Here is a 21,327-nt window from a genome sequence, read left to right as displayed (position 1 = left end):
ATTGATTTACTAGTCCCGTACCGTTATCAGTATCGTTGTTTTTCAGAATTATCTTACGGAACGGCGGATTTGTCAAGATACTATCTGCCGTTTGTGGGGAAAATTTTCATATTTTGTTAGAATAAATCCTTAGTATAGCAGCAAGAAAAGGAAATAGACGAAACGAATCATGCCTGTGAAAAAATAACGGTGGAAGGAGTTTCGTAATTTGCTTTTTCGTCATACATTGTGTGACAAAGGTTCGCCAACTCGACTCTATAAATGACATCCTCAGCCAATGTCAACCTAGTATAAGATAGATAACAAGTTTTTAGAAAGCGCTTACAAAAGATTTTGGCATATCGTATACTAAAGATGAAGGGTTATTACCATATAGGGGGGATTGGTCATGAAATATACAGAGAAGCGATTTGAAACAGCAGCGATTCATCACGGCTATTGTACGAAGGAGCATCTTGGAAGTCTATCTGTTCCGATTTTTCAAACCTCTACCTTTACTTTCGATACGGCGGAGCAAGGAGAAGCACGCTTTGCTGGGCAAGAGGAAGGATTCATTTATTCGCGGCTGGCTAATCCGACAGTCCGGGCACTTGAAGAGAAAATGGCTTATTTAGAAGAGGGAGAGGCTGCCTTGGCGTTTAGCTCAGGCATGGCGGCAGTGTCCGCTGTGCTTGTTGCTTTGACAAAAGCGAATGATCACATGATATGTTCGCAAGGAGTATATGGCTGTACATTCGGTTTGCTGCAGCTAATGAAGCAGAAATACGAAATTGATCATGATTTTTGCCCGATGGAAACAGAAGAGCAAATTCGTCAGCTCATTCGTCCTGAAACCGTGTGTATTTACGTAGAAACGCCGATTAATCCAACAATGAAGCTCATTGATTTGGAAATGGTGGTAAAAGTCGCGAAAGAGCACGGAATAACGGTTGTTGTAGATAACACATTTTGTTCCCCGTATTTGCAGCGGCCGCTTTTGTTCGGTTGTGACGTTGTCATCCACAGCGCAACGAAATACATTGGCGGCCACGGTGATGTCATTGCTGGTATCGCGGTAGGAACGAAAGAATTGATGGCGGAAATCGCTAAAACGACGCAAAAAGATATTGGCGGGGTTCTTTCACCATTTGATGCCTGGCTTTTGTTGCGTGGAGTGAAAACGCTGGCAGTGCGCATGGATCGCCACTGCGACAATGCTGAAAAAATTGTGGAACGCCTTAAACAGCACCCAGCTGTTGCGAATGTATATTACCCAAACGACCCGGACCATTGTAGCTATTCGATTTATAAAAAACAAATGAAGCGCGGCGGCGGCTTAATTTCGTTTGAAGTGAAAGGGACGAAAGAAGAGGCTCAACGCTTGCTCAATGGCTTGCGGCTGATTCATATCGCGGTCAGCTTAGGAGATACGGAGACGTTGATTCAGCATCCAGCCACTATGACACATGCTGTCGTCCCAGAGAAAGCAAGAATGGAAATGGGAATTAGCGACTCTCTCCTTCGCTTATCGGTGGGACTTGAAGCGTGGGAAGATATTTGGAGTGACTTGGAACAGGCGCTTAATCAGCTGTGAAAGAAGAATAAAGCAGACACTTGATGTGCCTGCTTTTATTTCATAGAAAGAGGAAGTGGGCAGTCGAGTTTTCGATTTTAACCACTTTAAACCATCCCTGCATCATCGGCTACGTGTCTTCCTTTGTAAAATAAACGCTGTTCGTTTAAAGGCTTTTCCTTAGCTGTTATCACCTTTGGAATGATTTTCATGACGATTGTACGGCTTCCCATTGAAGAACGGTACGAATCGACGTGATGTTTGGAAAGAGGAGCGGAAAAGTAACCAGGAACATATTTATCAAGCAGCTTTTGCATCGCGGCGGTTGCTTCAGACAAATCGGCAACGATTTCGATCTCCCCAAAAATCATAACACTCATATAACTTGTATCCGTTTTGGCTGGTACCGGATTGACCATTGTTCCAAAATTTTCACTGACAGTAAAACAGATCCGTTTGTTTCGGTTTATTATTTCCATTTTTCTTCCTGATTCAGCTCCATGAATGTATACGGCGCCTTTCCACCAAACGAAATTAAGAGGAACAACGTATGGTTCACTGTTGTCAGTTAATCCTAAATATCCGGTGGTTGCTGACGAGAGAAAGGCAGAAATTTTGTCTTGATCGTTACAGGCTAATAGCGGTCTTCTCATTTCATCCATATTTTTTCCTCCTGTTCCTTTGTTATAATCATTGTAAAAAGCTGCTGTATGGATGCATAGTGGCAGTTTTGGATATTTTTTAGGGGGCAGAGGAGGAGGAAACATGATTGAATTAACCCCGCATTTAGACAGCGAGCGGCGACTTCCGCTTTATGAACAGCTTTACGAATATATCAAAGGCGAAATGGTGAAAGGGCATCTCCAAACAGGTGAGGCGCTTCCTTCCATACGCGTTCTTGCCAAGCATTTGCGCATTAGCCGCAATACGGTGGAAGCCGCTTATGCACAGCTTGTAGCGGAAGGGTATGTTGAAAGTCGGCCGCGGAAGGGATTTATCATCAAAGAATTTGATAAGGATGTATGGATGAAGTTAGAACCGCCGTTTGTGATTCCGTTATCCGTGTCACCTGTATCGAGGTATCGGTACGATTTTCGCTATGGCCATATTGATACGGCCCATTTTCCGCTGCGAGCGTGGCGCGCTTGCCTAAACGAGGCAATGGACGCATCACGGGAGGAATTGCTTTGGTATGGTGAACGTCAAGGAGAAAGGAAGCTGCGTCAGCAAATTGCCCGGTATTTGTTTCAGGCGCGCGGCATTCATTGTTCAGATGAACAGGTGATTATCGGTGCTGGCATTCATCAAATAACAGGACTTCTTTGTCAGCTTTTCTCACCTGAAAAAAATAAAATCGCTATGGAAAATCCATCGTATGACGGTATCCGTGCCGTCTTTATAAACCATCGTTATCAGGTGCTCCCCATTTCACTTGAACAGGATGGTTTACATATTGCGGAATTGGAACAGAGTGATGCCACCGTTGCTTATGTGACCCCATCACATCAGCTGCCACTTGGAATGGTACTGCCGATTGGCAAACGGCAAAAGCTATTAAAATGGGCAGAAACGAGAAATGCGTTTTTGATTGAAGACGATTACGACAGCGAATTTCGATATGAAGGAAAACCGATTCCTGCTCTAAAAGCGCTCGATACGCAAGATCGCGTGATCTATATTGGAACGTTTTCAAAAGTGCTAACGCCTGCCATTCGTGTTTGTTATATGGTATTGCCAAAACAATTGCTTTCCTCGTTTTACCAGATGTTTTCTAGCTATCATCAGCCCGTGGCGACGGTGGTGCAAAAAGCGCTGGCGTTATTTATGGAAAAAGGCTATTTGGAGCGTCATATTCGAAAAATGCGCACTGTATATGCAAAAAAACGTCAAACGCTGATCCATGCGATTTATGACCATTTTGGTGAGCATGCCACCATTATTGGCGAAAAGGCTGGATTGCACTTGCTTGTTCACTTCCATCATGTCATGGATGCCGATCGGCTAGTCAAGGAAGCAAAAGGAAGGGGCATTCACATTTATTCTGTGGCAAAGTATTGGCTTGATTCCCAAACATCTCCTCCGCCTTATATTTTGTTAGGATTTGGTAGCATGACAGAACAAGAAATGATAGAAGCGATACAACTCTTGAAAGACATTGTTCAAGCAACGAGAAAATAAGGAAGAGAACTCGGACAAAATAGAGAGACGGGATGGCCGCTACAATATAGAAGAAAGGAATGAACTTATAGCTGAATGTTGGTTGTCCGATGGTTGAAAAACGTCCCAAACTGCACTTTGATGAAAATGTTATGATGTCCCGTTACATCCATATAGTTGAGTTATATTGAAACTAGCATCGCAGCTATCAGAAGAAGTTTTCAAATTCTTTATCTTTAAGAACGATGCGGTAGGTGAAAGATCCTAAGATGAACGGGAATAGTAAAAAATAATTGACAATTTGCAATGTTAGCGCTATTTTTAACTTAAATATGATGTTAAACACTTATAACGTTATTTAAACGTAATAAGTGTTTAATTTTTATAAAAAATGAAAGCGTTTTAAAGGGGATGAGAAAATGATTTTGCATGATGTTGAGACGTTTTCGAAGTATGAAATGGAAAAGCTGCAGCTACAGAGACTGCAGCAAACGGTTGAAAGGGTGTATGAGAAGGTTCCGTTTTATCGCGGCAAGCTGAATGAACGGAATGTCAAGCCAGAGCATATTCGCTCGCTTGAAGATATCCGCAAGCTTCCGTTCACAACGAAAAAGGATTTGCGCGACCATTATCCGTTTGGATTGCTGGCTGTCGATCTACGTGAAGCAGTACGTATCCATGCTTCAAGCGGTACAAGCGGAAAACCGACGGTGGTGGCCTATACAAAACATGATATTGAAAATTGGTCTGACATTGTCGCGCGCGCCATCGCTACTGCTGGCGGAGAACCGGGTAAAGTGCTGCATAACGCATACGGTTACGGTTTGTTCACCGGAGGGCTTGGCTTGCATTACGGAAGCGAGCGGCTGGGGATGGTGACAGTGCCTGTATCAGGAGGAAACACAGACAGACAAGTGACATTAATTGAAGATTTTCGTCCTGAAGTCATTTGCGGTACTCCTTCTTATGTATTAAACATTGCGGAACGCATGCGCGAGCTTGGGAAAGATCCGCGGCAAACATCATTAAAATATGGCGTTTTCGGGGCGGAGCCTTGGTCCGAGGAAATGCGAAGAACGCTTGAAGAAGCTTTTGCGATTAAAGCTTGTGATATTTATGGATTAAGTGAAGTGATTGGACCTGGCGTAGCCATGGAATGTCATGAAGCACAGGATGGACTGCATATTGCGGATGATCATTTCTACGTGGAAGTCATAAATCCAAAAACGCTTGAGCCAGTCGCGGATGGAGAAGAAGGAGAGCTTGTATTTACAAGTCTTACAAAAGAAGCGTTCCCTGTGCTTCGCTACCGTACCGGTGACATCGCTTCCATTACAAGAGAACGGTGTAAATGCGGTAGAACAACGACAAGAATGTCGCGCGTCAAAGGGCGTGTCGATGATATGCTAATTATTCGCGGAGTGAATGTATTCCCATCCGAAATTGAACATTATTTGCTTACCGTTCCTGAATTAGCCCCGTATTATCAAATTCATCTTGATCGCAAAGGAACACTCGATGTTGTTGAATTGCATGTGGAGGTCAATGAGGAGTTTATTGGAGAAATCAGCGGAGACATTAAGCATGAACGCGTGATGCTGCTGAAAAAACACATTCAGCATTTGTTGAAAAACTACTGTCTTGTGTCGATGAACGTAGAGATCCATACGCCAAAGACACTTCCTCGTTCGGAAGGAAAGGCGATTCGGATCATTGATCGCCGCAAAGAAAAGGCGAAAATATGAAAAATACTCAATTATAACAATTTTCATTATTGAAATATTTATAACGTTATTTTATAATTACGTTAAAATAACGTTATATAATTAGGAGGGTCATATCAATGACTGTCATTACATCGTTTGAACGCTTGTCAGAAGAAGAGAAGCATCAGCGATTTATGGAGCGAATTGAAGCTGGTGAAAAGATTGAAGCAGATGATTGGATGCCGGAAGAATACCGTCTAACATTAATTAAATTAATCTCTATGCATGGAATTAGCGAAATCATGGGCGCGCTCCCTGAAAAAGAATGGGTGCCCAAGGCACCGTCTTTGCGAAGAAAGCTTGGTATTATGGCGAAAGTGCAAGACGAAATGGGGCACGGTCAACTTTTGCTTCGTGTTGCGGAGGATTTAATGGCGCCTCTTGGAAAAACACGTGAAGAAATTATGCAAGATTTATTTAAAGGAGATTTAAAGTTTCATAATGTGTTTCATATGCCTGCGCCAACATGGGGAGACGCTGGCTTAATTGGCTGGCTTGTCGATGGAGCTGCGATTATTACACAAACGAATATGCTTGATGCATCTTACGGTCCATATGCACGCGCTTTAAAACGAATTTGTGCCGAAGAGGTATTCCATGCCCAGCATGGAGAATCGATTATTTTAGCGCTTGCAGAAGGAACGGAAGAGCAAAAGGAAATGATTCAAGGCGCGCTAAATCGCTGGTGGGATGCCCTGCTTATGTTCTTTGGGCCTGACAATGCATCGACAACAGGGACATCGAAGCAAGATATCACCATTAAATATCGAATCCGCACAAAAACGAATGAGCAGCTGCGCCAAGACTTCTTTACGAAATATGTACCGCGCATTTTGTCGCTTGGACTTAAGCTTCCAGATGAAACGATGCACTATGATGAGACGCAAGGAAAATGGGTGTATCGTCAGCCGGATTGGAGCCAATTTAAAGAAATCATTCGCAATAATGGACCGAAATCCAAAGAGCGTCTTCGCCTTCGAGAATTGTCATATCGGAACAACGCTTGGGTTCGCGAAGCGTTAAGCTGTTCATCAGCCGTGTAATGGGGGGATCGTTATGAATCATAACGGAAAAGGCTTTTATCAAGTATTTGAGGTTTTCAGCAGAAAAAACGATACAGCGCCGCTGCAGCATCAATTTAGCCTGCTGGCGCCAAATCATGAAATCGCGCTAGTAATGGCTCAAGAAAATTTCATGCGTCGTGAACCTGTCTCTGATATTTGGGTTGTAAAACGTTCTGACATTCGTCAGATGACAGAGGAAGAAAAAGAAGCGCTAAAACGTCTGGATAATAAGGATTACCGTACGACAAAAGGATATGGATATTTGAAAAAGAAATGGCGGCAATATGAACAGCAAATGTTGGATGAGAAAGAAATTCTGTCATGGAAGGGCGAGATTCAGCGATGAAAATCACGAAACCGGAAGAATTGAAGCAATACCCTGAATATCAAGAAGCGCTTGTGGAGCTATTATTTCAGCTGGCTGATGATGATTTTATTTTGGCGTATCGTGGTTCTGAATGGCTGGGGCTTGCCCCTCATATTGAAGAAGATGTCGCGTTTTCGTCGATCAGCCAAGATACGATGGGGCATGCAGCGATGTATTATCAGTTGCTTGAAGAGATCGGCATGGGCCGCGCTGATGATCTAGCGCATGGGCGTGAAGCATCGGAAAGACGCAATGCGATTTTACTAGAGGAAGTGAACGGACCGGGGCATTATTTACAGGAGCCTCGTTATGACTGGGCGTTTACCGTTGTAAGAAATTACTTCTACGCACAAGCGAAGAAGGTCCGCATTGATTCATTGAAAAACTGTTCCTATGAGCCGCTAGCGCAGGTGGCGATCAAGATCAATATGGAGCTTTACTATCATTTGATGCACTGGAAAACATGGTTTGTTCAGCTTGTCAATGCACAGGGCGAAGCACGCGAACGGATGATTCAAGCGATTGAGAAAGTGATGGACGATTTTGGTGGTGTCTTGTCCCTAGGGAACAAAGGAAGCAAGATGGTCGAATTCGGTTTGATTGACAGCGAGGAAGTGCTAACAGAGCGGTGGATTCAAGCGATGAAACCCGTATTTGAACAAGCCAATCTGACAATGCCAAACGCATTTCAGATGAAGCGCGGAAATGGCCGCAACGGCGAACATACATCAGATTTGGAATCGGCAATCGCCACTTTATCTGAAGTATACAGAATGGATCCTCTTGCCGCTTGGTAATTCATCGATCACTACTACCAAAAACAAGGGAGGTGCTAATAGGATGATCGAGAAAATCAAAACGGCGTTGGACGCGGTTAAAGATCCTGAAATTGATTCCGTCAGCGTTTTAGATTTAGGGATGGTAGAAAAGGTCCAGTTTACAAACGGGGAAGTGGTTGTTCAATTGCTGCCGACCTTTATTGGCTGTCCGGCGCTTGATATTATTCGACAGCGTGTCGAACAAGTTCTTTCCAGTTTAGAAGGAATCAAGCGTGTAACCGTTGAATTTATTAACCATCCGCCATGGACATCGGAACGGATTACAGAAGAGGGTCGTGAAAAATTGAAGGAGTTTGGAATTGCTCCGCCGCCGAAACAAATGGGTCCCAACGGCGAATGGCAAATTGAGTGTCCATATTGCACCTCCACTTATACAATGATGGAAAATGTCTTTGGTCCGACCGCCTGCCGCAGCATTTTTTATTGTAAACAATGCAAGAACCCATTTGAAGCACTAAAACCAATTTCGATATGGATGTAAAAAACGAAAAAAGGAGAAGAGACAAATGGTAAAAATGATCGCGCTTTATAAGCAACCAAAGGATAAAAATGCGTTTGATGAGCATTATTTTGGAACACACGCACCGATTACAGCGAAAATCCCGGGGCTGCGCAAAATGGAGGTAACCAAAATTGTCGGCACGCCAATGGGGGGAGAAAGCGAATATTATTTACTATGCGAAATGTATTACGACAGTCATGAAGCGTTAAAAGAAGCGATGAGAACAAGTGAAGCAAAAGCGTCCGCAAAGGATTTGATGTCATTTGCCGGCGAGCTTGTGACAATGATGATTGGCGAGGAAGTCGGAAATGAGTAAATACGCGCATATTCAAACGTATATCGAGGGCTCGATTGCTGTGATTGAATTGAATCGTCCTCATGTACTGAATGCGCTAAACCGTCAAATGGTGACGGAAATTGTAAAGGCAATGGAAGAGTATGACCGTCATGATGATGTGCGGGTCATGGTCTTAACGGGAAAAGGGCGCGCATTTGCTGCTGGAGCTGATATTGATGAAATGGCGGACGACGATTCGATTACCTTAGAAATGCTGAATCAATTCGCAGAGTGGGATCGTTTAGCATGGATAAAAAAACCGATGATTGCCGCTGTACATGGCTTTGCATTAGGAGGAGGGTTTGAATTAGCGCTGAGCTGCGATCTCCTGCTGGCTTCAGAGACAGCTGAATTCGGGTTTCCTGAAGTCAATATTGGCGTGATGCCCGGAGCTGGCGGCACGCAGCGTCTGACAAAATTAATCGGTAAAACAAAAGCGCTCGAATGGCTTTGGACAGGGGAAAGGATGTCAGCAAAAACAGCCTACGAGCTTGGAATTGTCAATCGCGTTGTGGCACCAGAGCTGCTTTTGGAAGAAACGATCAAGCTAGCCAAAAAAATTGCTCAACAGCCTCCTTTGTCGGTTCGTTTCATTAAAGAAGCCGTTCATAAAGCGGTCGATTATTCCTTATATGAAGGAATGCAGTTTGAGCGGAAAAACTTTTATCTTCTTTTCTCATCAGAAGATCAAAAAGAAGGCATGCAAGCATTTATGGAAAAACGCAAGCCGAATTTTAAAGGAAAGTAAGGAGGGCTGTTCGTTGTACGAAACGATTCGTTATGAAGTCCGCGAGCATGTGGCGTGGCTGATCCTTCAGCGGCCGGATAAGCTAAATGCATTTACGGAGCAAATGAATAAAGAGATTGTCTCAGCGCTTAAGCAGGCCGCTGGTGACGAAATGGTTCGCAGTGTTGTCATCACTGGTGAAGGAAGAGCCTTCTGCTCAGGCGAAGACCTCGCTGGCGTCACGGAAGAATTGGATCACGGAGAGGTTTTGCGGACGCGCTATGCGCCAATGATGAAAGCGCTTCATCATTTTGAAAAACCCGTTATTGCCGCTGTTAATGGCGTGGCAGCGGGGGCGGGAATGAGCTTAGCATTGGCTTGCGATTTCCGGCTCGCTTCCGAAAAAGCAAGCTTTATTGAAGCGTTTATTCATGTTGGCTTGGTTCCTGATGCCGGAAACCTTTACTATTTACCGCGGTTAATTGGCCACGCCAAAGCACTTGAGCTTGCTGTTTTAGGAGAAAAAGTAAGCGCACAAACAGCCTATGAGCTTGGGCTCGTGACAGCTGTGATTCCTGAATCAGAATGGGAAACCGAAGTGCAACGATTTGCGGCAAAGCTCGCGCAAATGCCGACAAAAGCGATTGGATTGATCAAACGTCTTTTGCGCGAAAGCGGGAGCGGTTCATTTGCGGAATATTTGGAAAAAGAAGCGTATGGTCAGAGAATTGCTGGATTGACAGAAGATCATCGCGAAGGAGTACGCGCATTTTTCGAAAAGCGTCCGGCAGTATTCAAAGGAAAATAAGGAAAAAGGGAGCGTGTATGATATGTCAACAGTAAAAGAACAAAAAATGGAAAAACTTGAAATGAAGCGTGAGAAATATCATCTCATTATTAATGGTGAGCGTGTGGAAGGTTCTTCAGGGGAAACGTTTACAACCTATAATCCAGCAACAGGCGAACCGGTGGCGCAAGTAGCCAAAGGAACAAAGGAAGATGCAGAACGGGCGATTCAAGCGGCGCGTCAAGCATTCGACTATGGGAAATGGCGTCATTTTACAGTGAATAAACGGGCGCGTATCCTTAACAAGATCGCTTCTATCATGCGCTCTCGCTTTAATGAGCTAGTGGAGTTGGAGATTTTAGATACGGGGAAATCGCTTTCTGCTGCCCAAGGACAAGTCATGCAGGCGATCGAAGATTTTGAGTTTTATGCAAGTGCAATTGTCGGCCATCGTGGAACGGTCAACAACATGCCAGGAGCATTTCATAACTTTACAGAAAAAGAACCAGTCGGTGTATGTGCACAAATTATTCCGTGGAATTATCCGTTGATGATGGCAGCGTGGAAAATTGCTCCGGCTATTGCTGTCGGCTGCTCTGTCGTTGTCAAGCCAGCTTCATTAACACCATTAACATGCATTGTGCTTGCGGAGATTTGCCATGAGGCAGGGGTGCCGGAAGGTGTTGTCAACGTTGTAACAGGTTCGGGCTCCGAAGTGGGCAATTATTTAGTGGAGCATCCGCTTGTCGATAAAGTAGCCTTTACCGGTTCCACCCCAGTTGGCAAAGATATTATGGAGAAAGCATCGAAGACGCTAAAACGCGTTACATTGGAGCTTGGTGGAAAATCGCCGAACATCATTTTTGAGGATGCGGATCTTGATGCGGCTGTGGACGGGGCTTTATTCGGTATCTTCTACAATACGGGACAATCATGCGAAGCGCGTTCTCGTTTATATGTACATGAAAGCATTTATGAGCAATTTATGGAAAAATTTGTGGAGAAAACAAAGAAATTAAAGCTTGGCAACCCATTTGACCAAGGGACACATGTCGGAGCGATCATTAGCCGTGAACAATTAGAAGTCATTGACGGATATGTTCGTTCGGCACTTGAAGAAGGGGCAACGGTTGTGACAGGGGGGAAAGAAGCAAAGGTTGAAGGATTTGAAAACGGTTACTGGTATGAGCCGACTATTATTACAAATGTCAATCACAGCATGAAAGTAGTCAAAGAAGAAATTTTCGGGCCAGTGGTTGTTGTGATGAAGTTTAGTGATGAAAAAGAGGTTGTCAAGCTGGCAAACGATAGCGAATACGGATTAGGTTCAGCGATTTGGACAAAAGACCATGGCCGAGCGATCCGGGTGGCGAAGCAAATTCAAGCCGGCATCGTCATGATCAATAGTCCATTCTCCGCATTCCCAGGAACGCCGTTTGGCGGTTATAAACAATCTGGCTTCGGACGCGAGCTTTGCATTGAAACGCTTGACTTATATACAGAGACAAAAAGCATCTTGTCATACTACGGAAGCCGTCCGCTCAATCCTTTCGGTTTGTAATGCGCAAATTCGAGCACTTCCATCTGCGGATGGGTGCTCGTTTTCACTTCTATATATAAATACATGAATAATAAGGAGAGGATTGCTATGGTTCGCCGTATTGTCGTCGTCGGCTCAGGAGTGATGGGAAGGGGCATTGCTTATGTCAGCGCAGCTGGCGGCTTTGTCACCATGTTGGTTGATATAAAAGAAGAGCAGCTGCAAAGTGCGAAAAAAGAAATCGATGCGATTTTTGACAAAGCGGTATCGTTAAATAAGATATCGGAAGCCGCTAAACTTGAAGCGCAAGCTCGCTTGTCGTATTCAACAAATTTAGCGGAGGCTGTTCAAACGGCCGATCTAGTGATTGAAGCGGTACCGGAAAAATTAGAGATTAAAAAACAAATTTTCGAAACCATCGATGCGCATGCGCCACAAGCATGTTATTTTGCCACAAATACATCGACGATGAGCCCGACAGAGATTGCTTCGTTTACAAAACGTCCGGAAAAGGTAATCGCCATGCACTTTTTCAATCCGGTCCATAAAATGAAGCTTGTTGAGATTATTCGCGGATTGGAAACAAGCGATGAAACGGCCGAAGTCATTCAGCAAGTGGCTGAACAAATGGGAAAAGAAACGGTGGTTGTGAATGAGTTTCCGGGCTTTGTGACAAGCCGAATTAGCGCATTGGTGGGCAATGAAGCATTTTACATGCTGCAAGAAGGTGTCGGCACACCGGACCAAATTGATAAAGCGATTAAGCTTGGTCTTAACTATCCAATGGGACCATTTGAATTGGCTGATCTAGTAGGCTTAGATACTCGGTTAAACAATTTAAAATACTTGCATGAAAAGCTAGGAGAAAAATACCGTCCGGCGCCGTTACTGGAGCAATACGTTAAGGCAGGACGACTTGGGAGAAAAACAGGAAAAGGAGTTTACGACTATACGAACAAGGAGTAGGAAGGAGAAGAAGCGATGCGAGAAGTCGTCATTGTTGATGCGGTCCGGACGCCGATTGGAAGATATAAAGGAGCGTTAAAGGAAGTTCGTCCGGACGATTTAGGGGCCATTGTGATTCGAGCATTAGTCGAACGCAATCCGGGGCTTCCAGTCGAGGAAATCGAAGAAGTCGTGCTTGGAAATGCCAATCAGGCAGGGGAGGACAATCGGAATGTTGCGCGCATGTCGGCGCTATTAGCTGGATTGCCAATTGAAGTAGCAGGCACAACGGTCAATCGCTTGTGCGGCTCTGGTTTGGATGCTGTCAATTATGCTGCCCGGGCGATTATGGTTGGTGAAGCTGATATAGTGATCGCCGGAGGAACAGAAAGTATGACGCGCGCGCCGTTTGTTATGGCAAAGCCCGATCAAGATTTTCCGCGCGGCAATTTAGAAATGTTCGATACCACGATCGGCTGGCGCTTTATTAATCCGAAACTGCATGAAATGTACGGTACAGACAGCATGCCGCAAACGGCAGAAAATGTCGCAAAGCGGTATGGGATTTCTCGTGAAGCGCAAGATGAGTTTGCCTATGAAAGCCAAATGAAGGCCAAAAAAGCGATGGAAGCGCACCGTTTTGCCGACGAGCTTGTTCCCGTTGTGTATCGCGATCGAAAGGGAGCAGAGATCGTTGTAGATAAAGATGAGCATCCGCGTCCCGATACAACAATGGAAAAGCTAGCAAAATTGCGTCCGCTTTTTGAAAATGGGACAGTCACCGCAGGGAATGCTTCTGGTGTTAATGACGGAGCAGCCGCCTTATTGCTCATGAGTGCAGAAAAAGCCCAAAAGCTAGGCATGAAGCCGCTTGTGAAATATACGGTTTCTGCGGTCGCCGGCTTAGAACCGGCCGTGATGGGGCTCGGTCCGATTTATGCGACGAGAAAAGCGTTGCAGCGCGCCGGTTTAACGGTGAACGATATTGGTTTAGTTGAACTTAACGAAGCGTTTGCTTCCCAGTCATTAGAGTGCATCAAACAGCTTGAACTGAATAAAGACATTGTTAATGTCAATGGTGGAGCGATTGCGTTTGGTCATCCGCTTGGAGCTAGTGGTGCCCGCATTTTAACAACCTTAATTTATGAGATGAAAAAAAGAAAGGTCCGATACGGTCTGGCAACCATGTGTATTGGCGTGGGACAAGGAATCGCTACCATTGTTGAAAACCTGGATGTCTAGTAAAAGGAGGAAGAGCCGTGGCGAATATTTTATTAGAAAAACGTGATTATATCGGATTTGTCACGATTCATCGCCCGGAAGTCATGAACTGTTTTGACTATGCGACACTGGTGCAACTGGGCGAGGTAGTCGATCAAATTTATTTTGATCGTGACATCCGGGTGGTGATTTTTACGGGAGCAGGCGATAAAGCTTTTAGTGCAGGAGCGGATTTAAAAGAGCGCAAAACGCTGTCAGAGACAGAGGTGCGCCGCAATGTCAAGAAAATTCGCGATGTGTTTGATGCGGTGGCCCATTTGCCCCAGCCGACGATTGCAGCGGTAAACGGCTATGCTTTTGGCGGTGGATTTGAACTAATGCTTTCATGCGATTTTCGAATTGCAGTGAAGGAAGCGGTGATGGGGCTTACCGAGGTAAGCTGGGCGATTATTCCGGGAGCCGGCGGAACCCAGCGTTTACCGCGGTTGATTGGCGAGGCAAAAGCAAAAGAGTTGATTCTCACTGCTCGCAAAATAACAGCTGACGAAGCGTATGCATATGGTCTTTTAACAAAAGTAGTGGAAAAAGGAGAGCTGCTGCCAAGCTGCGAGGCGCTAGCGCATGAAATGCTGCAAAATGGTCCCATTGCATTGCGGCAAGCGAAATTCGCCATCCAGCAAGGGATGAACGTCGACTTGCAAACAGGGCTGTCAATTGAGGCGAAGGCGTATGAGCAGACGATTCCGACTAAGGATCGTCTTGAGGCATTAGCAGCATTTAGTGAAAAACGCAAGCCCCATTTTACTGGTGAATAAGAAAAAAACAAACGGGGCTGTCCAATAAGTCCAAAAATAAAAATGCTGAACGAGGAAATGGAAAAATTTCCGTTCAGCATTTTTGTTTGTCTGGTATTGCAGGAAAGTAGCGAGGCGGATGCCCGCCACTTTCAACAGGTTGTGGGCGAGTGCCACGATCCCGAACTCCGTATGTACTTTTGCTAACCCGCGCAGCGAGAAGCGGCGGAACGCGCGATTGCCCTTGATGTGACCGAACACGCTTTCTACCTCGACTTTGCGCCGGGCGTAAATCGCGGATTTCTCGTCATCCTCAAGGGCTCGTTTGGCTTTTATTTTCAGTTCTTCCCATATCGTGTTCCAGTGTACCTGGCGGTTGCCCCTTGCCCTCGTGCAGTTTGGTTTCAACGGGCAGTGGCTGCAGTCCTCACATTCGTAGATTTTAAAACTTTGCTCTAATCCCGATGCGTTTTTCTTCGTTTGATATTTCTTAAATCGTACATAACGACCATTCGGGCAGATGAAACGATCATCCCTCTCCTCGTATTCCCAGTTAGAGGCATGCCGGATGTCTTTTTGGTAGCGTCTCGTCTTCTCTTTCATGTAACTGCTATACGGAATCAGGAAATCAAATCGCGGCTTTCTTTCTTCCCCTAACGCATACAGGTAGTTTTCTTCACTGCCATAGCCCGCATCGGCAATGACGGTTTTCGGCACCGGCAAGCTAGACGCTGCCAGTTGCTCCATATGTGGAATGAAGCAGCGCGTATCGGTCGGGCGTTGATGGATACTGTAAAACAAAATGAACTGGTTTTCGGTGGCCATTTGCACATTGTAACCAGGCTTGAGCTGACCATTTTTCATGTGGTCTTCCTTCATTCGCATAAACGTCGCATCCGGGTCTGTTTTCGAGTAGCTGTTGCGATCGCCAAAAAGAGCTTTCTGCTGCTCATACTTGGCCAGTCGGGGCAGAAAGTCTGCTCGAATTTGTTTAAGCGGTTGTTTCAAGCGGCTGCGCTCTGTTCGCAAGGCTTTTCGGGTTTCCACGTCATCCGTTTGCGCCATTTGTTCGGTAAGAGCGTCCACTTTTTCTTCCAGTACCGCCGCTGTTTCTTCCAGCTTGGCAGGCAGTTCCTCTGCTGCTGGGGACAGATCTTCTCCGGCTTCCTGAGCCGTGAGCGCATGAATGTGCGCCAAGGTCGCCTGTACCTTCTCCCGGAGCTTTTCCTCGAAGCGCAGCGTAGATTTTTTCCACACAAATGAATACTTGTTGGCATCGGCTTCGATCTTGGTGCCATCGAGAAAATAGTTGTCCATCGTGATATAGTTTTCTGCAAGGAGCCGTTGAATCATCGTTTCAAACAGCTCATCCATCAGGGCTTTCATGCGTACGCCGCGAAAGTCGTTGAGGGTACGGAAATCCGGCTGTTGCATGGCCGCCAGCCACATGGCCGGGAGATTTTCACGCAGCAGCTTCTCCATGCCACGACAGGAATAGACCTTTTGGGAATAGCTATACAAAATGACCTTGAGCATCATTTTGGGATGGTAGGAACTGCGACCGCCTCCGGTGTAATGCGCGAACAGTTGCGAATCGGGAATCGCTTCGATCATTTCATCAATCACGCGGGCGACATGATGGGGAGGGATAAACATTTCGAGATCCAAAATCATTTGAGTCTGCTTGTTGTCGTAAGGTTTGAAAGTAGGCGCAAGCTCACGTTTACTTGCAGCAGCCTGCTCCTTTATTTCATCTGGAAAAAGGGAAGGTTGTATGATATAATCTGGAGTAGTAGTCGTTCGATTACTCATAAAAATCGTCCTTTCTGTAAATGTAGTGTGGTAACTCCATTTTACAAGAAAAGACGATTTTTTTGTGATGTTTTTTTGCAACTTGTACAAAGGGGCTGTCCGTCAGTCAGTTTCCACTGACTTTTCGGACAGCCCCGTTTTATCATCAGATGCTTTTTATGCTATTCGTATTGTAAATGTTATAAAAATTTGCTAAAATACTGAACCATGAAAGTGTCGGAAGGGAACCCCTTGCTAAATAGGAAATAAGCGAAAACGGTAGGGACAAAGGGTGTCAAATATGAGCATAAATACACGATCAATGATTTTTACGATTTATGGAGACTATATTCGCCATTATGGCAACCAAATTTGGATTGGTAGCCTGATTCGGCTGCTAAAAGAGTTCGGCCATAACGACCAGGCAGTGCGTGCGGCGATTTCTCGCATGAGTAAACAAGGATGGGTGCAAGCAGAAAAAAAAGGGAACAAGAGCTATTATTCGCTGACACCGCGCGGCATAAAACGGATGGAGGAGGCAGCGAAGCGGATTTACAAAATCCGTCCAGAAAAATGGGATGGAAAGTGGCGCATTTTTGTTTACACGATTCCTGAGGAAAAGCGCTCCCTGCGGGATGAACTGCGAAAAGAGTTGGTATGGAGCGGATTTGGAACGATTTCCAACAGCTGCTGGATCTCTCCGAACCATTTAGAGAAACAAGTATATGATCTCATTGATAAATATCAAATTGAGCCGTATGTCGACTTTTTTATTTCCGAATATGACGGTCCGCACACGAATGCACGGCTTGTTGAAAAATGTTGGGATTTAGAAGCGATCAACCAGAAATACGAAGAATTTATTTCGGTGTACAGTCAAAAATACATCATTGATAAAAATAAAATCCAACGGGGCGAAATGACAGATGCGGAATGCTTCGTAGAGCGGACGAAACTCGTTCACGAGTATCGGAAGTTTTTATTCATTGATCCGGGGCTGCCAGAAGAGCTATTGCCGAAAGAATGGATGGGCAGTCATGCGGCTTCGCTGTTTAGTGAATACTATAAAGAGCTGGCCAAACCGGCAAGCCGCTTTTTTGAAGAAGTGTTCACAAATGGAAATGAATTAATAAAAAAAGATACACAATACGATGTCTATACTCATGAGCTGATGATGGAATAATCTATTGGGCCCAAGCCGCAGGTTTGTCTTGGAGCGTCGATGTTCAGAAGATGATTTGGGGTCCGGTCTTATGAGAATTATCCATAGAAAAAGCACGAAAATGACCTTGTGTCTCAGGCGTGTACGATGCCATTTGCCTTGCTTGTTCACACTCGCGTCTCCGTTTGGCTGCGTCCCTTGGTCTGCCAAGCGCTTTCGACGGAAACGATGGAAAGGAATGGGGAAAATAATAATAGACAAAGTCAAAATGGACTTTGTCTACCATATGAGGCACAAGGATGATCTTGTGCTTTTTTTATTATAGCTGCACCTATTAACGGGAGTGATTTAGCAGTTCGCGATATTCTTTTCCTTTTTGTACATATGTGTCAATGGACAACTGAATAAGCTCTAAATCTTTTTCATTAATTTCGCGGACGATCTTACCAGGCGAGCCGACCACAAGTGACCGTGGCGGAATTTTTTTGCCCGGTGGAATAAGCGTATTGGCGCCAATAATGCATTCTTCGCCAATTTCTGCTCCATCTAAAATGGTTGAGCCCATGCCGATGATGGAGCGTCTTCGAATCGTGCATCCATGTAAAATGACATTATGACCAACGGTTACTTCATCTTCAATGACAAGCGGAAATTCGGCATATAAGTGGCATGTGGAATTATCTTGAATGCTGCACCGCTCTCCAATTGTAATCGGCGCTTCATCCCCGCGAAGCACCGCATTAAACCAAATAGTCGATTCTTTGCCGATTTTCACATCGCCAATAATATGGGCTCCGGGAGCAATAAAGACGGTTTGGTCAACATCTGGGGTTTTTCCGTTATACGAATAAAGCATTTTCAATCTCTCCTCAAATGTGATAAGGTTATGATAAGTATAACATATTTTTAACGGGGAGAGAATTTCATGAATGATATTTGTCGTTTTTTTCATATTCGTTATCCCATTATTCAAGGGGGGATGGGGAATATTAGCAATGCTCAGCTGACAAGCGCGGTTTCCGAGGCGGGGGGCCTTGGAACGATTGGTGTGGGAACGATGACACCTGATGAGGTGGAGAATATTCTTGTGGAAACACGCCAGAGAACCAATCGTCCTTTTTCTGTTAATATTCCCATTCAAGTAACTCCGTATATAGAGGAAATGCTCTCGTTAGTGTTTAAGCACAAGATTCCGGTGGTTTCATTATCAGCGGGAAATCCAGCCCCTATTATTCCGATGCTGAAGGAACGGGGAGTGAAGGTGATCGTGGTGACAGCATCGGTAAGACAAGCGCAAAAGGCTGAGGCTGCTGGTGCAGACGCGCTGGTTGCGGAAGGATATGAAGCAGCGGGAATTAATTCGCATCTCGAATTGACGACCATGACTTTAATCCCGCAAATTGCCCGAGCGGTTCGTGTGCCGGTGATTGCAGCAGGAGGCATTGGCGATGGGAAGGGGTTGCTCGCTGCTTTGGCTCTCGGAGCAAAAGGGGTGCAACTGGGGACCAGATTGATAGCGACCAAAGATGCTCCTTTCCATGAAGATTATAAGCAGCTTGTAATAAAGGCTGGAGAAAATGAAACTGTTATCGTTGGTCGTACAGTCGGCAGAGTGCGGAGAATTATGCGCACAGCCTATGCGGAAAAGTTGCTTGACTATGAAAAGTCAGGAGTTACTCTTGAAGAATTTAACCGTTACACATCAGAGGACTATCACCGCCGTGGAGCTCTTTCTGGTGATTTTGTCGAAGGCTTTGTGAACGCTGGTCAAATTTCTGGATTTATTCAAGATATACCGACTGTACAGGAGCTGTTTGACCAAATGATGAGTGAAGCGAAACAACAATGGAATGAGCTTCGCGAAATGTTTTTAGAACAATAATTTTTATATAGAAAATATAAAAGCGCCTCCATGATGAGGGGCTTTTTTTGTAATGATTCAATTTTTGAGAAAATTATTGACTTTTGATTTTATCGGTTGATAATATTTAATTATCATAACGTTATTTTAACGTTAATAAATATTTTTATGATGTTAATTGTGTAAACGTTTACAATTTAAACGCTTTACATCGCTAAAATATCTTGATAAAACCTAATTTAAAAATGTTTTGATCTAATAGTCTAGCATATTGAAAATGTTATTTTTTTATTACGTTTATAAAACGTCTTATATTATTCTCGTATTATTAAGAGGGGTGGAGAAATGAAACGAGGGATGAAAGTTGGAGATACAGCTGTTGTGGAGGCGGTTGTCACTCCTGATATGTTTGCGCAATTTGAAGGCCATGTCGTTCATCCGGTTTATTCGACGGTTTCGATGGTGTATCACATGGAATGGGCATCGCGAAAAATTATATTGCCGTATCTTGAAGATCATGAGGAAGGAATGGGGGCAGCTGTTTTTGTTAAGCATGTGGCCCCAACTCTGGAAGGATCGACGGTAACCGTTACGGCCACGGTAACGGAGCTTCGCGATCATGTTGTGATGACGAAGGTGGAAGCGAAAAATGGCGAAAGATTGATTGGTGTGGGCGAGGTCAAGCAAGTCATTTTGCCAAAGGAAAAAATTAAGGAGATGCTTCAAGCGACACTACATTCATAGGAGGAAGAGGGAATGAATGCGGTTACAAATGAATGGAAATCCATTGATTTATTTACACAAATGAAGGAGCATGAGCAAGTCATTTTTTGCAATGACGAACAAACAGGCTTGAAAGCGATTATTGCCATTCATAATACGACGTTAGGGCCGGCTCTCGGTGGCTGTCGTATGCAGCCGTACCCTACTGTTGATGCAGCGCTTTTTGATGTGCTTCGCCTTTCAAAAGGAATGACGTATAAATGCATTGCGGCCGATGTCGATTTTGGTGGAGGAAAGGCGGTTATCATTGGTGATCCGAATAAAGATAAAACACCGGAATTGTTTCGAGCGCTGGGCCAGTTTGTTGAATCGTTAAACGGCCGTTTCTATACAGGAACAGATATGGGGACAACTCCAGAAGATTTCGTACATGCGATGAAGGAAACGGACTGTATCGTCGGTGTGCCGCAAGAGTATGGCGGAAGCGGTGACTCCTCCGTTCCGACAGCGTTGGGTGTGATTTACGGCCTGCAAGCGACGAACAAAGCGTTATGGGGAAGCGACGACCTCCAAGGCAAAACGTATGCGATTCAAGGGCTTGGCAAGGTTGGTTATAAGGTGGCAGAGCAGCTGTTAGAAAAAGGTGCCAACCTTTATGTTTGCGACATTAACCAAGCGGCTGTTGATTCGATTGTTTCCTATGCGAAAGAAATCGGCGGCTCGGTAAAAGTGGTACAAGGTGACGAAATATACCGAACCGATGCGGATGTGTTTGTGCCATGTGCTTTTGGAAATGTTGTCAACGACGACACCATTGATGCATTTAAAGTAAGAGCCATTGTCGGTTCTGCCAATAACCAATTGCTTGATGTACGGCATGGTCAGATGCTGCAAGAAAGAGGCATTTTATACGCGCCGGATTATATTGTCAATGCAGGTGGCCTCATTCAAGTATCGGATGAATTATACGGCCCAAATAAAGAACGCGTGCTGCAAAAGACGAAAGCGATTTATTCGACGCTTCTTGATATTTATACACAAGCGGAAAATGAACAACTTACAACGATCGAAGCTGCGAACCGCTTCTGTGAAAAGCGGCTGGAAATGCGAAGCAGAAGAAACAATTTCTTCTCTCATAAAAAGCGTCCGAAATGGGATATTCGTCTGTAAATAATGAAGAAAAGAGGGTGAT

21 protein-coding genes are annotated in these 21,327 nt (G+C 44.8%); 18 read left to right on the top strand and 3 right to left on the bottom strand.

The features are described 5' to 3' along the window. The first annotated feature begins 388 nt into the window (after nt 1–388). Nucleotides 389–1,573: a methionine gamma-lyase gene (gene megL / locus GRQ40_RS10690; protein ID WP_159719952.1), complete on the top strand. Its 1,185-nt coding sequence runs from the start codon at nt 389–391 to the stop codon at nt 1,571–1,573. Between the two features lie 86 nt (nt 1,574–1,659). On the opposite strand, the gene GRQ40_RS10685 is transcribed toward megL, so the two are convergent. Continuing rightward, nucleotides 1,660–2,205: a pyridoxamine 5'-phosphate oxidase family protein gene (locus GRQ40_RS10685; protein ID WP_159720857.1), complete on the bottom strand. Its 546-nt coding sequence runs from the start codon at nt 2,203–2,205 to the stop codon at nt 1,660–1,662. 112 nt (nt 2,206–2,317) lie between these two features. On the opposite strand from GRQ40_RS10685, the gene GRQ40_RS10680 reads away from it, so the two are divergent. The 13 genes from GRQ40_RS10680 (at nt 2,318) to GRQ40_RS10620 (ending at nt 14,619) form a co-directional block, all read left to right on the top strand. Beyond that, complete coding sequence (locus tag GRQ40_RS10680; protein WP_236546262.1) at nt 2,318–3,730, top strand: MocR-like pyridoxine biosynthesis transcription factor PdxR; 1,413 nt, start codon at nt 2,318–2,320, stop codon at nt 3,728–3,730. 398 nt (nt 3,731–4,128) lie between these two features. After that, a complete protein-coding gene (paaK, locus tag GRQ40_RS10675) occupies nt 4,129–5,454 on the top strand; it encodes a phenylacetate--CoA ligase PaaK (RefSeq protein ID WP_066148567.1) in 1,326 nt (441 codons plus the stop codon). A gap of 98 nt (nt 5,455–5,552) precedes the next feature. Next, nucleotides 5,553–6,518 carry a 1,2-phenylacetyl-CoA epoxidase subunit PaaA gene (gene paaA, locus GRQ40_RS10670; protein WP_044746404.1) on the top strand — a complete coding sequence of 322 codons (966 nt, stop codon included), beginning with the start codon at nt 5,553–5,555 and terminating at the stop codon, nt 6,516–6,518. Between the two features lie 13 nt (nt 6,519–6,531). Then, on the top strand, nt 6,532–6,885 hold the full coding sequence (paaB, locus tag GRQ40_RS10665; RefSeq protein ID WP_044746405.1) for a 1,2-phenylacetyl-CoA epoxidase subunit PaaB: 354 nt from the start codon (nt 6,532–6,534) through the stop codon (nt 6,883–6,885). After that, nucleotides 6,861–7,703 (top strand): 1,2-phenylacetyl-CoA epoxidase subunit PaaC, encoded by an 843-nt coding sequence (paaC, locus tag GRQ40_RS10660; protein WP_159719951.1) that lies wholly within the window; start codon nt 6,861–6,863, stop codon nt 7,701–7,703. Before paaB ends, paaC begins: the two co-directional genes overlap by 25 nt. 43 nt (nt 7,704–7,746) lie before the next feature. Next, nucleotides 7,747–8,226 carry a 1,2-phenylacetyl-CoA epoxidase subunit PaaD gene (gene paaD / locus GRQ40_RS10655; RefSeq protein ID WP_044746407.1) on the top strand — a complete coding sequence of 160 codons (480 nt, stop codon included), beginning with the start codon at nt 7,747–7,749 and terminating at the stop codon, nt 8,224–8,226. 25 nt (nt 8,227–8,251) lie between these two features. Next, complete coding sequence (locus GRQ40_RS10650) at nt 8,252–8,563, top strand: EthD family reductase (RefSeq protein WP_044746408.1); 312 nt, start codon at nt 8,252–8,254, stop codon at nt 8,561–8,563. After that, on the top strand, nt 8,556–9,332 hold the full coding sequence (locus GRQ40_RS10645; protein WP_044746409.1) for an enoyl-CoA hydratase/isomerase family protein: 777 nt from the start codon (nt 8,556–8,558) through the stop codon (nt 9,330–9,332). The genes GRQ40_RS10650 and GRQ40_RS10645 overlap by 8 nt, the downstream gene beginning before the upstream one ends. Before the next feature lie 13 nt (nt 9,333–9,345). Further along, nucleotides 9,346–10,119: an enoyl-CoA hydratase-related protein gene (locus GRQ40_RS10640; RefSeq protein WP_159719950.1), complete on the top strand. Its 774-nt coding sequence runs from the start codon at nt 9,346–9,348 to the stop codon at nt 10,117–10,119. A 22-nt stretch (nt 10,120–10,141) separates the two neighbouring features. Then, the gene (locus tag GRQ40_RS10635) at nt 10,142–11,659 is read left to right on the top strand and encodes an aldehyde dehydrogenase family protein (RefSeq protein ID WP_044746411.1); all 1,518 of its coding nucleotides are present in this window, start codon (nt 10,142–10,144) and stop codon (nt 11,657–11,659) included. Nucleotides 11,660–11,746: 87 nt separating this feature from the next. Beyond that, nucleotides 11,747–12,604: a 3-hydroxyacyl-CoA dehydrogenase gene (locus GRQ40_RS10630; protein ID WP_066148576.1), complete on the top strand. Its 858-nt coding sequence runs from the start codon at nt 11,747–11,749 to the stop codon at nt 12,602–12,604. Between the two features lie 15 nt (nt 12,605–12,619). Further along, nucleotides 12,620–13,825 (top strand): thiolase family protein, encoded by a 1,206-nt coding sequence (locus tag GRQ40_RS10625; protein WP_044746413.1) that lies wholly within the window; start codon nt 12,620–12,622, stop codon nt 13,823–13,825. 17 nt (nt 13,826–13,842) lie between these two features. Further along, complete coding sequence (locus tag GRQ40_RS10620) at nt 13,843–14,619, top strand: enoyl-CoA hydratase-related protein (RefSeq protein ID WP_066148577.1); 777 nt, start codon at nt 13,843–13,845, stop codon at nt 14,617–14,619. On the opposite strand, the gene GRQ40_RS10615 is transcribed toward GRQ40_RS10620, so the two are convergent. Then, complete coding sequence (locus GRQ40_RS10615) at nt 14,572–16,410, bottom strand: IS1182 family transposase (protein ID WP_236546260.1); 1,839 nt, start codon at nt 16,408–16,410, stop codon at nt 14,572–14,574. The two genes, GRQ40_RS10620 and GRQ40_RS10615, sit on opposite strands and share 48 nt — an antisense overlap. Before the next feature lie 286 nt (nt 16,411–16,696). On the opposite strand from GRQ40_RS10615, the gene paaX reads away from it, so the two are divergent. Further along, complete coding sequence (paaX, locus tag GRQ40_RS10610) at nt 16,697–17,572, top strand: phenylacetic acid degradation operon negative regulatory protein PaaX (RefSeq protein WP_183186979.1); 876 nt, start codon at nt 16,697–16,699, stop codon at nt 17,570–17,572. Between the two features lie 313 nt (nt 17,573–17,885). On the opposite strand, the gene GRQ40_RS10605 is transcribed toward paaX, so the two are convergent. After that, the gene (locus GRQ40_RS10605) at nt 17,886–18,407 is read right to left on the bottom strand and encodes a gamma carbonic anhydrase family protein (RefSeq protein WP_044746478.1); all 522 of its coding nucleotides are present in this window, start codon (nt 18,405–18,407) and stop codon (nt 17,886–17,888) included. Nucleotides 18,408–18,476: 69 nt separating this feature from the next. Here GRQ40_RS10605 and GRQ40_RS10600 point away from each other — a divergent pair, with 69 nt between their 5' ends. The 3 genes from GRQ40_RS10600 to GRQ40_RS10590 all read left to right on the top strand — a co-directional run bounded on the left by GRQ40_RS10600 (nt 18,477) and on the right by GRQ40_RS10590 (nt 21,305). Next, nucleotides 18,477–19,433: an NAD(P)H-dependent flavin oxidoreductase gene (locus GRQ40_RS10600; protein ID WP_066148582.1), complete on the top strand. Its 957-nt coding sequence runs from the start codon at nt 18,477–18,479 to the stop codon at nt 19,431–19,433. Between the two features lie 324 nt (nt 19,434–19,757). Beyond that, complete coding sequence (locus GRQ40_RS10595) at nt 19,758–20,156, top strand: thioesterase family protein (protein WP_044746417.1); 399 nt, start codon at nt 19,758–19,760, stop codon at nt 20,154–20,156. 12 nt (nt 20,157–20,168) lie between these two features. Next, the gene (locus GRQ40_RS10590) at nt 20,169–21,305 is read left to right on the top strand and encodes a Leu/Phe/Val dehydrogenase (protein WP_044746418.1); all 1,137 of its coding nucleotides are present in this window, start codon (nt 20,169–20,171) and stop codon (nt 21,303–21,305) included. The last annotated feature ends 22 nt before the right edge of the window (nt 21,306–21,327 follow it).

This window comes from Anoxybacillus sp. PDR2 (assembly GCF_009834045.1).
GTDB classification, from domain to species: domain Bacteria; phylum Bacillota; class Bacilli; order Bacillales; family Anoxybacillaceae; genus Anoxybacteroides; species Anoxybacteroides rupiense.
This window is presented reverse-complemented; position numbering and strand designations above follow the sequence as displayed.

Excerpts from the sequence above, each read along its gene's own strand:
- megL (WP_159719952.1), top strand. The coding sequence starts at position 389 with ATGAAATATACAGAGAAGCGATTTGAAACAGCAGCGATTCATCACGGC.
- GRQ40_RS10685 (WP_159720857.1), bottom strand. The coding sequence starts at position 2,205 with ATGAGAAGACCGCTATTAGCCTGTAACGATCAAGACAAAATTTCTGCC.
- GRQ40_RS10680 (WP_236546262.1), top strand. The coding sequence starts at position 2,318 with ATGATTGAATTAACCCCGCATTTAGACAGCGAGCGGCGACTTCCGCTT.
- paaK (WP_066148567.1), top strand. The coding sequence starts at position 4,129 with ATGATTTTGCATGATGTTGAGACGTTTTCGAAGTATGAAATGGAAAAG.
- paaA (WP_044746404.1), top strand. The coding sequence starts at position 5,553 with ATGACTGTCATTACATCGTTTGAACGCTTGTCAGAAGAAGAGAAGCAT.
- paaB (WP_044746405.1), top strand. The coding sequence starts at position 6,532 with ATGAATCATAACGGAAAAGGCTTTTATCAAGTATTTGAGGTTTTCAGC.
- paaC (WP_159719951.1), top strand. The coding sequence starts at position 6,861 with ATGGAAGGGCGAGATTCAGCGATGAAAATCACGAAACCGGAAGAATTG.
- paaD (WP_044746407.1), top strand. The coding sequence starts at position 7,747 with ATGATCGAGAAAATCAAAACGGCGTTGGACGCGGTTAAAGATCCTGAA.
- GRQ40_RS10650 (WP_044746408.1), top strand. The coding sequence starts at position 8,252 with ATGGTAAAAATGATCGCGCTTTATAAGCAACCAAAGGATAAAAATGCG.
- GRQ40_RS10645 (WP_044746409.1), top strand. The coding sequence starts at position 8,556 with ATGAGTAAATACGCGCATATTCAAACGTATATCGAGGGCTCGATTGCT.
- GRQ40_RS10635 (WP_044746411.1), top strand. The coding sequence starts at position 10,142 with ATGTCAACAGTAAAAGAACAAAAAATGGAAAAACTTGAAATGAAGCGT.
- GRQ40_RS10630 (WP_066148576.1), top strand. The coding sequence starts at position 11,747 with ATGGTTCGCCGTATTGTCGTCGTCGGCTCAGGAGTGATGGGAAGGGGC.
- GRQ40_RS10625 (WP_044746413.1), top strand. The coding sequence starts at position 12,620 with ATGCGAGAAGTCGTCATTGTTGATGCGGTCCGGACGCCGATTGGAAGA.
- GRQ40_RS10615 (WP_236546260.1), bottom strand. The coding sequence starts at position 16,410 with ATGAGTAATCGAACGACTACTACTCCAGATTATATCATACAACCTTCC.
- GRQ40_RS10605 (WP_044746478.1), bottom strand. The coding sequence starts at position 18,407 with ATGCTTTATTCGTATAACGGAAAAACCCCAGATGTTGACCAAACCGTC.
- GRQ40_RS10600 (WP_066148582.1), top strand. The coding sequence starts at position 18,477 with ATGAATGATATTTGTCGTTTTTTTCATATTCGTTATCCCATTATTCAA.
- GRQ40_RS10595 (WP_044746417.1), top strand. The coding sequence starts at position 19,758 with ATGAAACGAGGGATGAAAGTTGGAGATACAGCTGTTGTGGAGGCGGTT.
- GRQ40_RS10590 (WP_044746418.1), top strand. The coding sequence starts at position 20,169 with ATGAATGCGGTTACAAATGAATGGAAATCCATTGATTTATTTACACAA.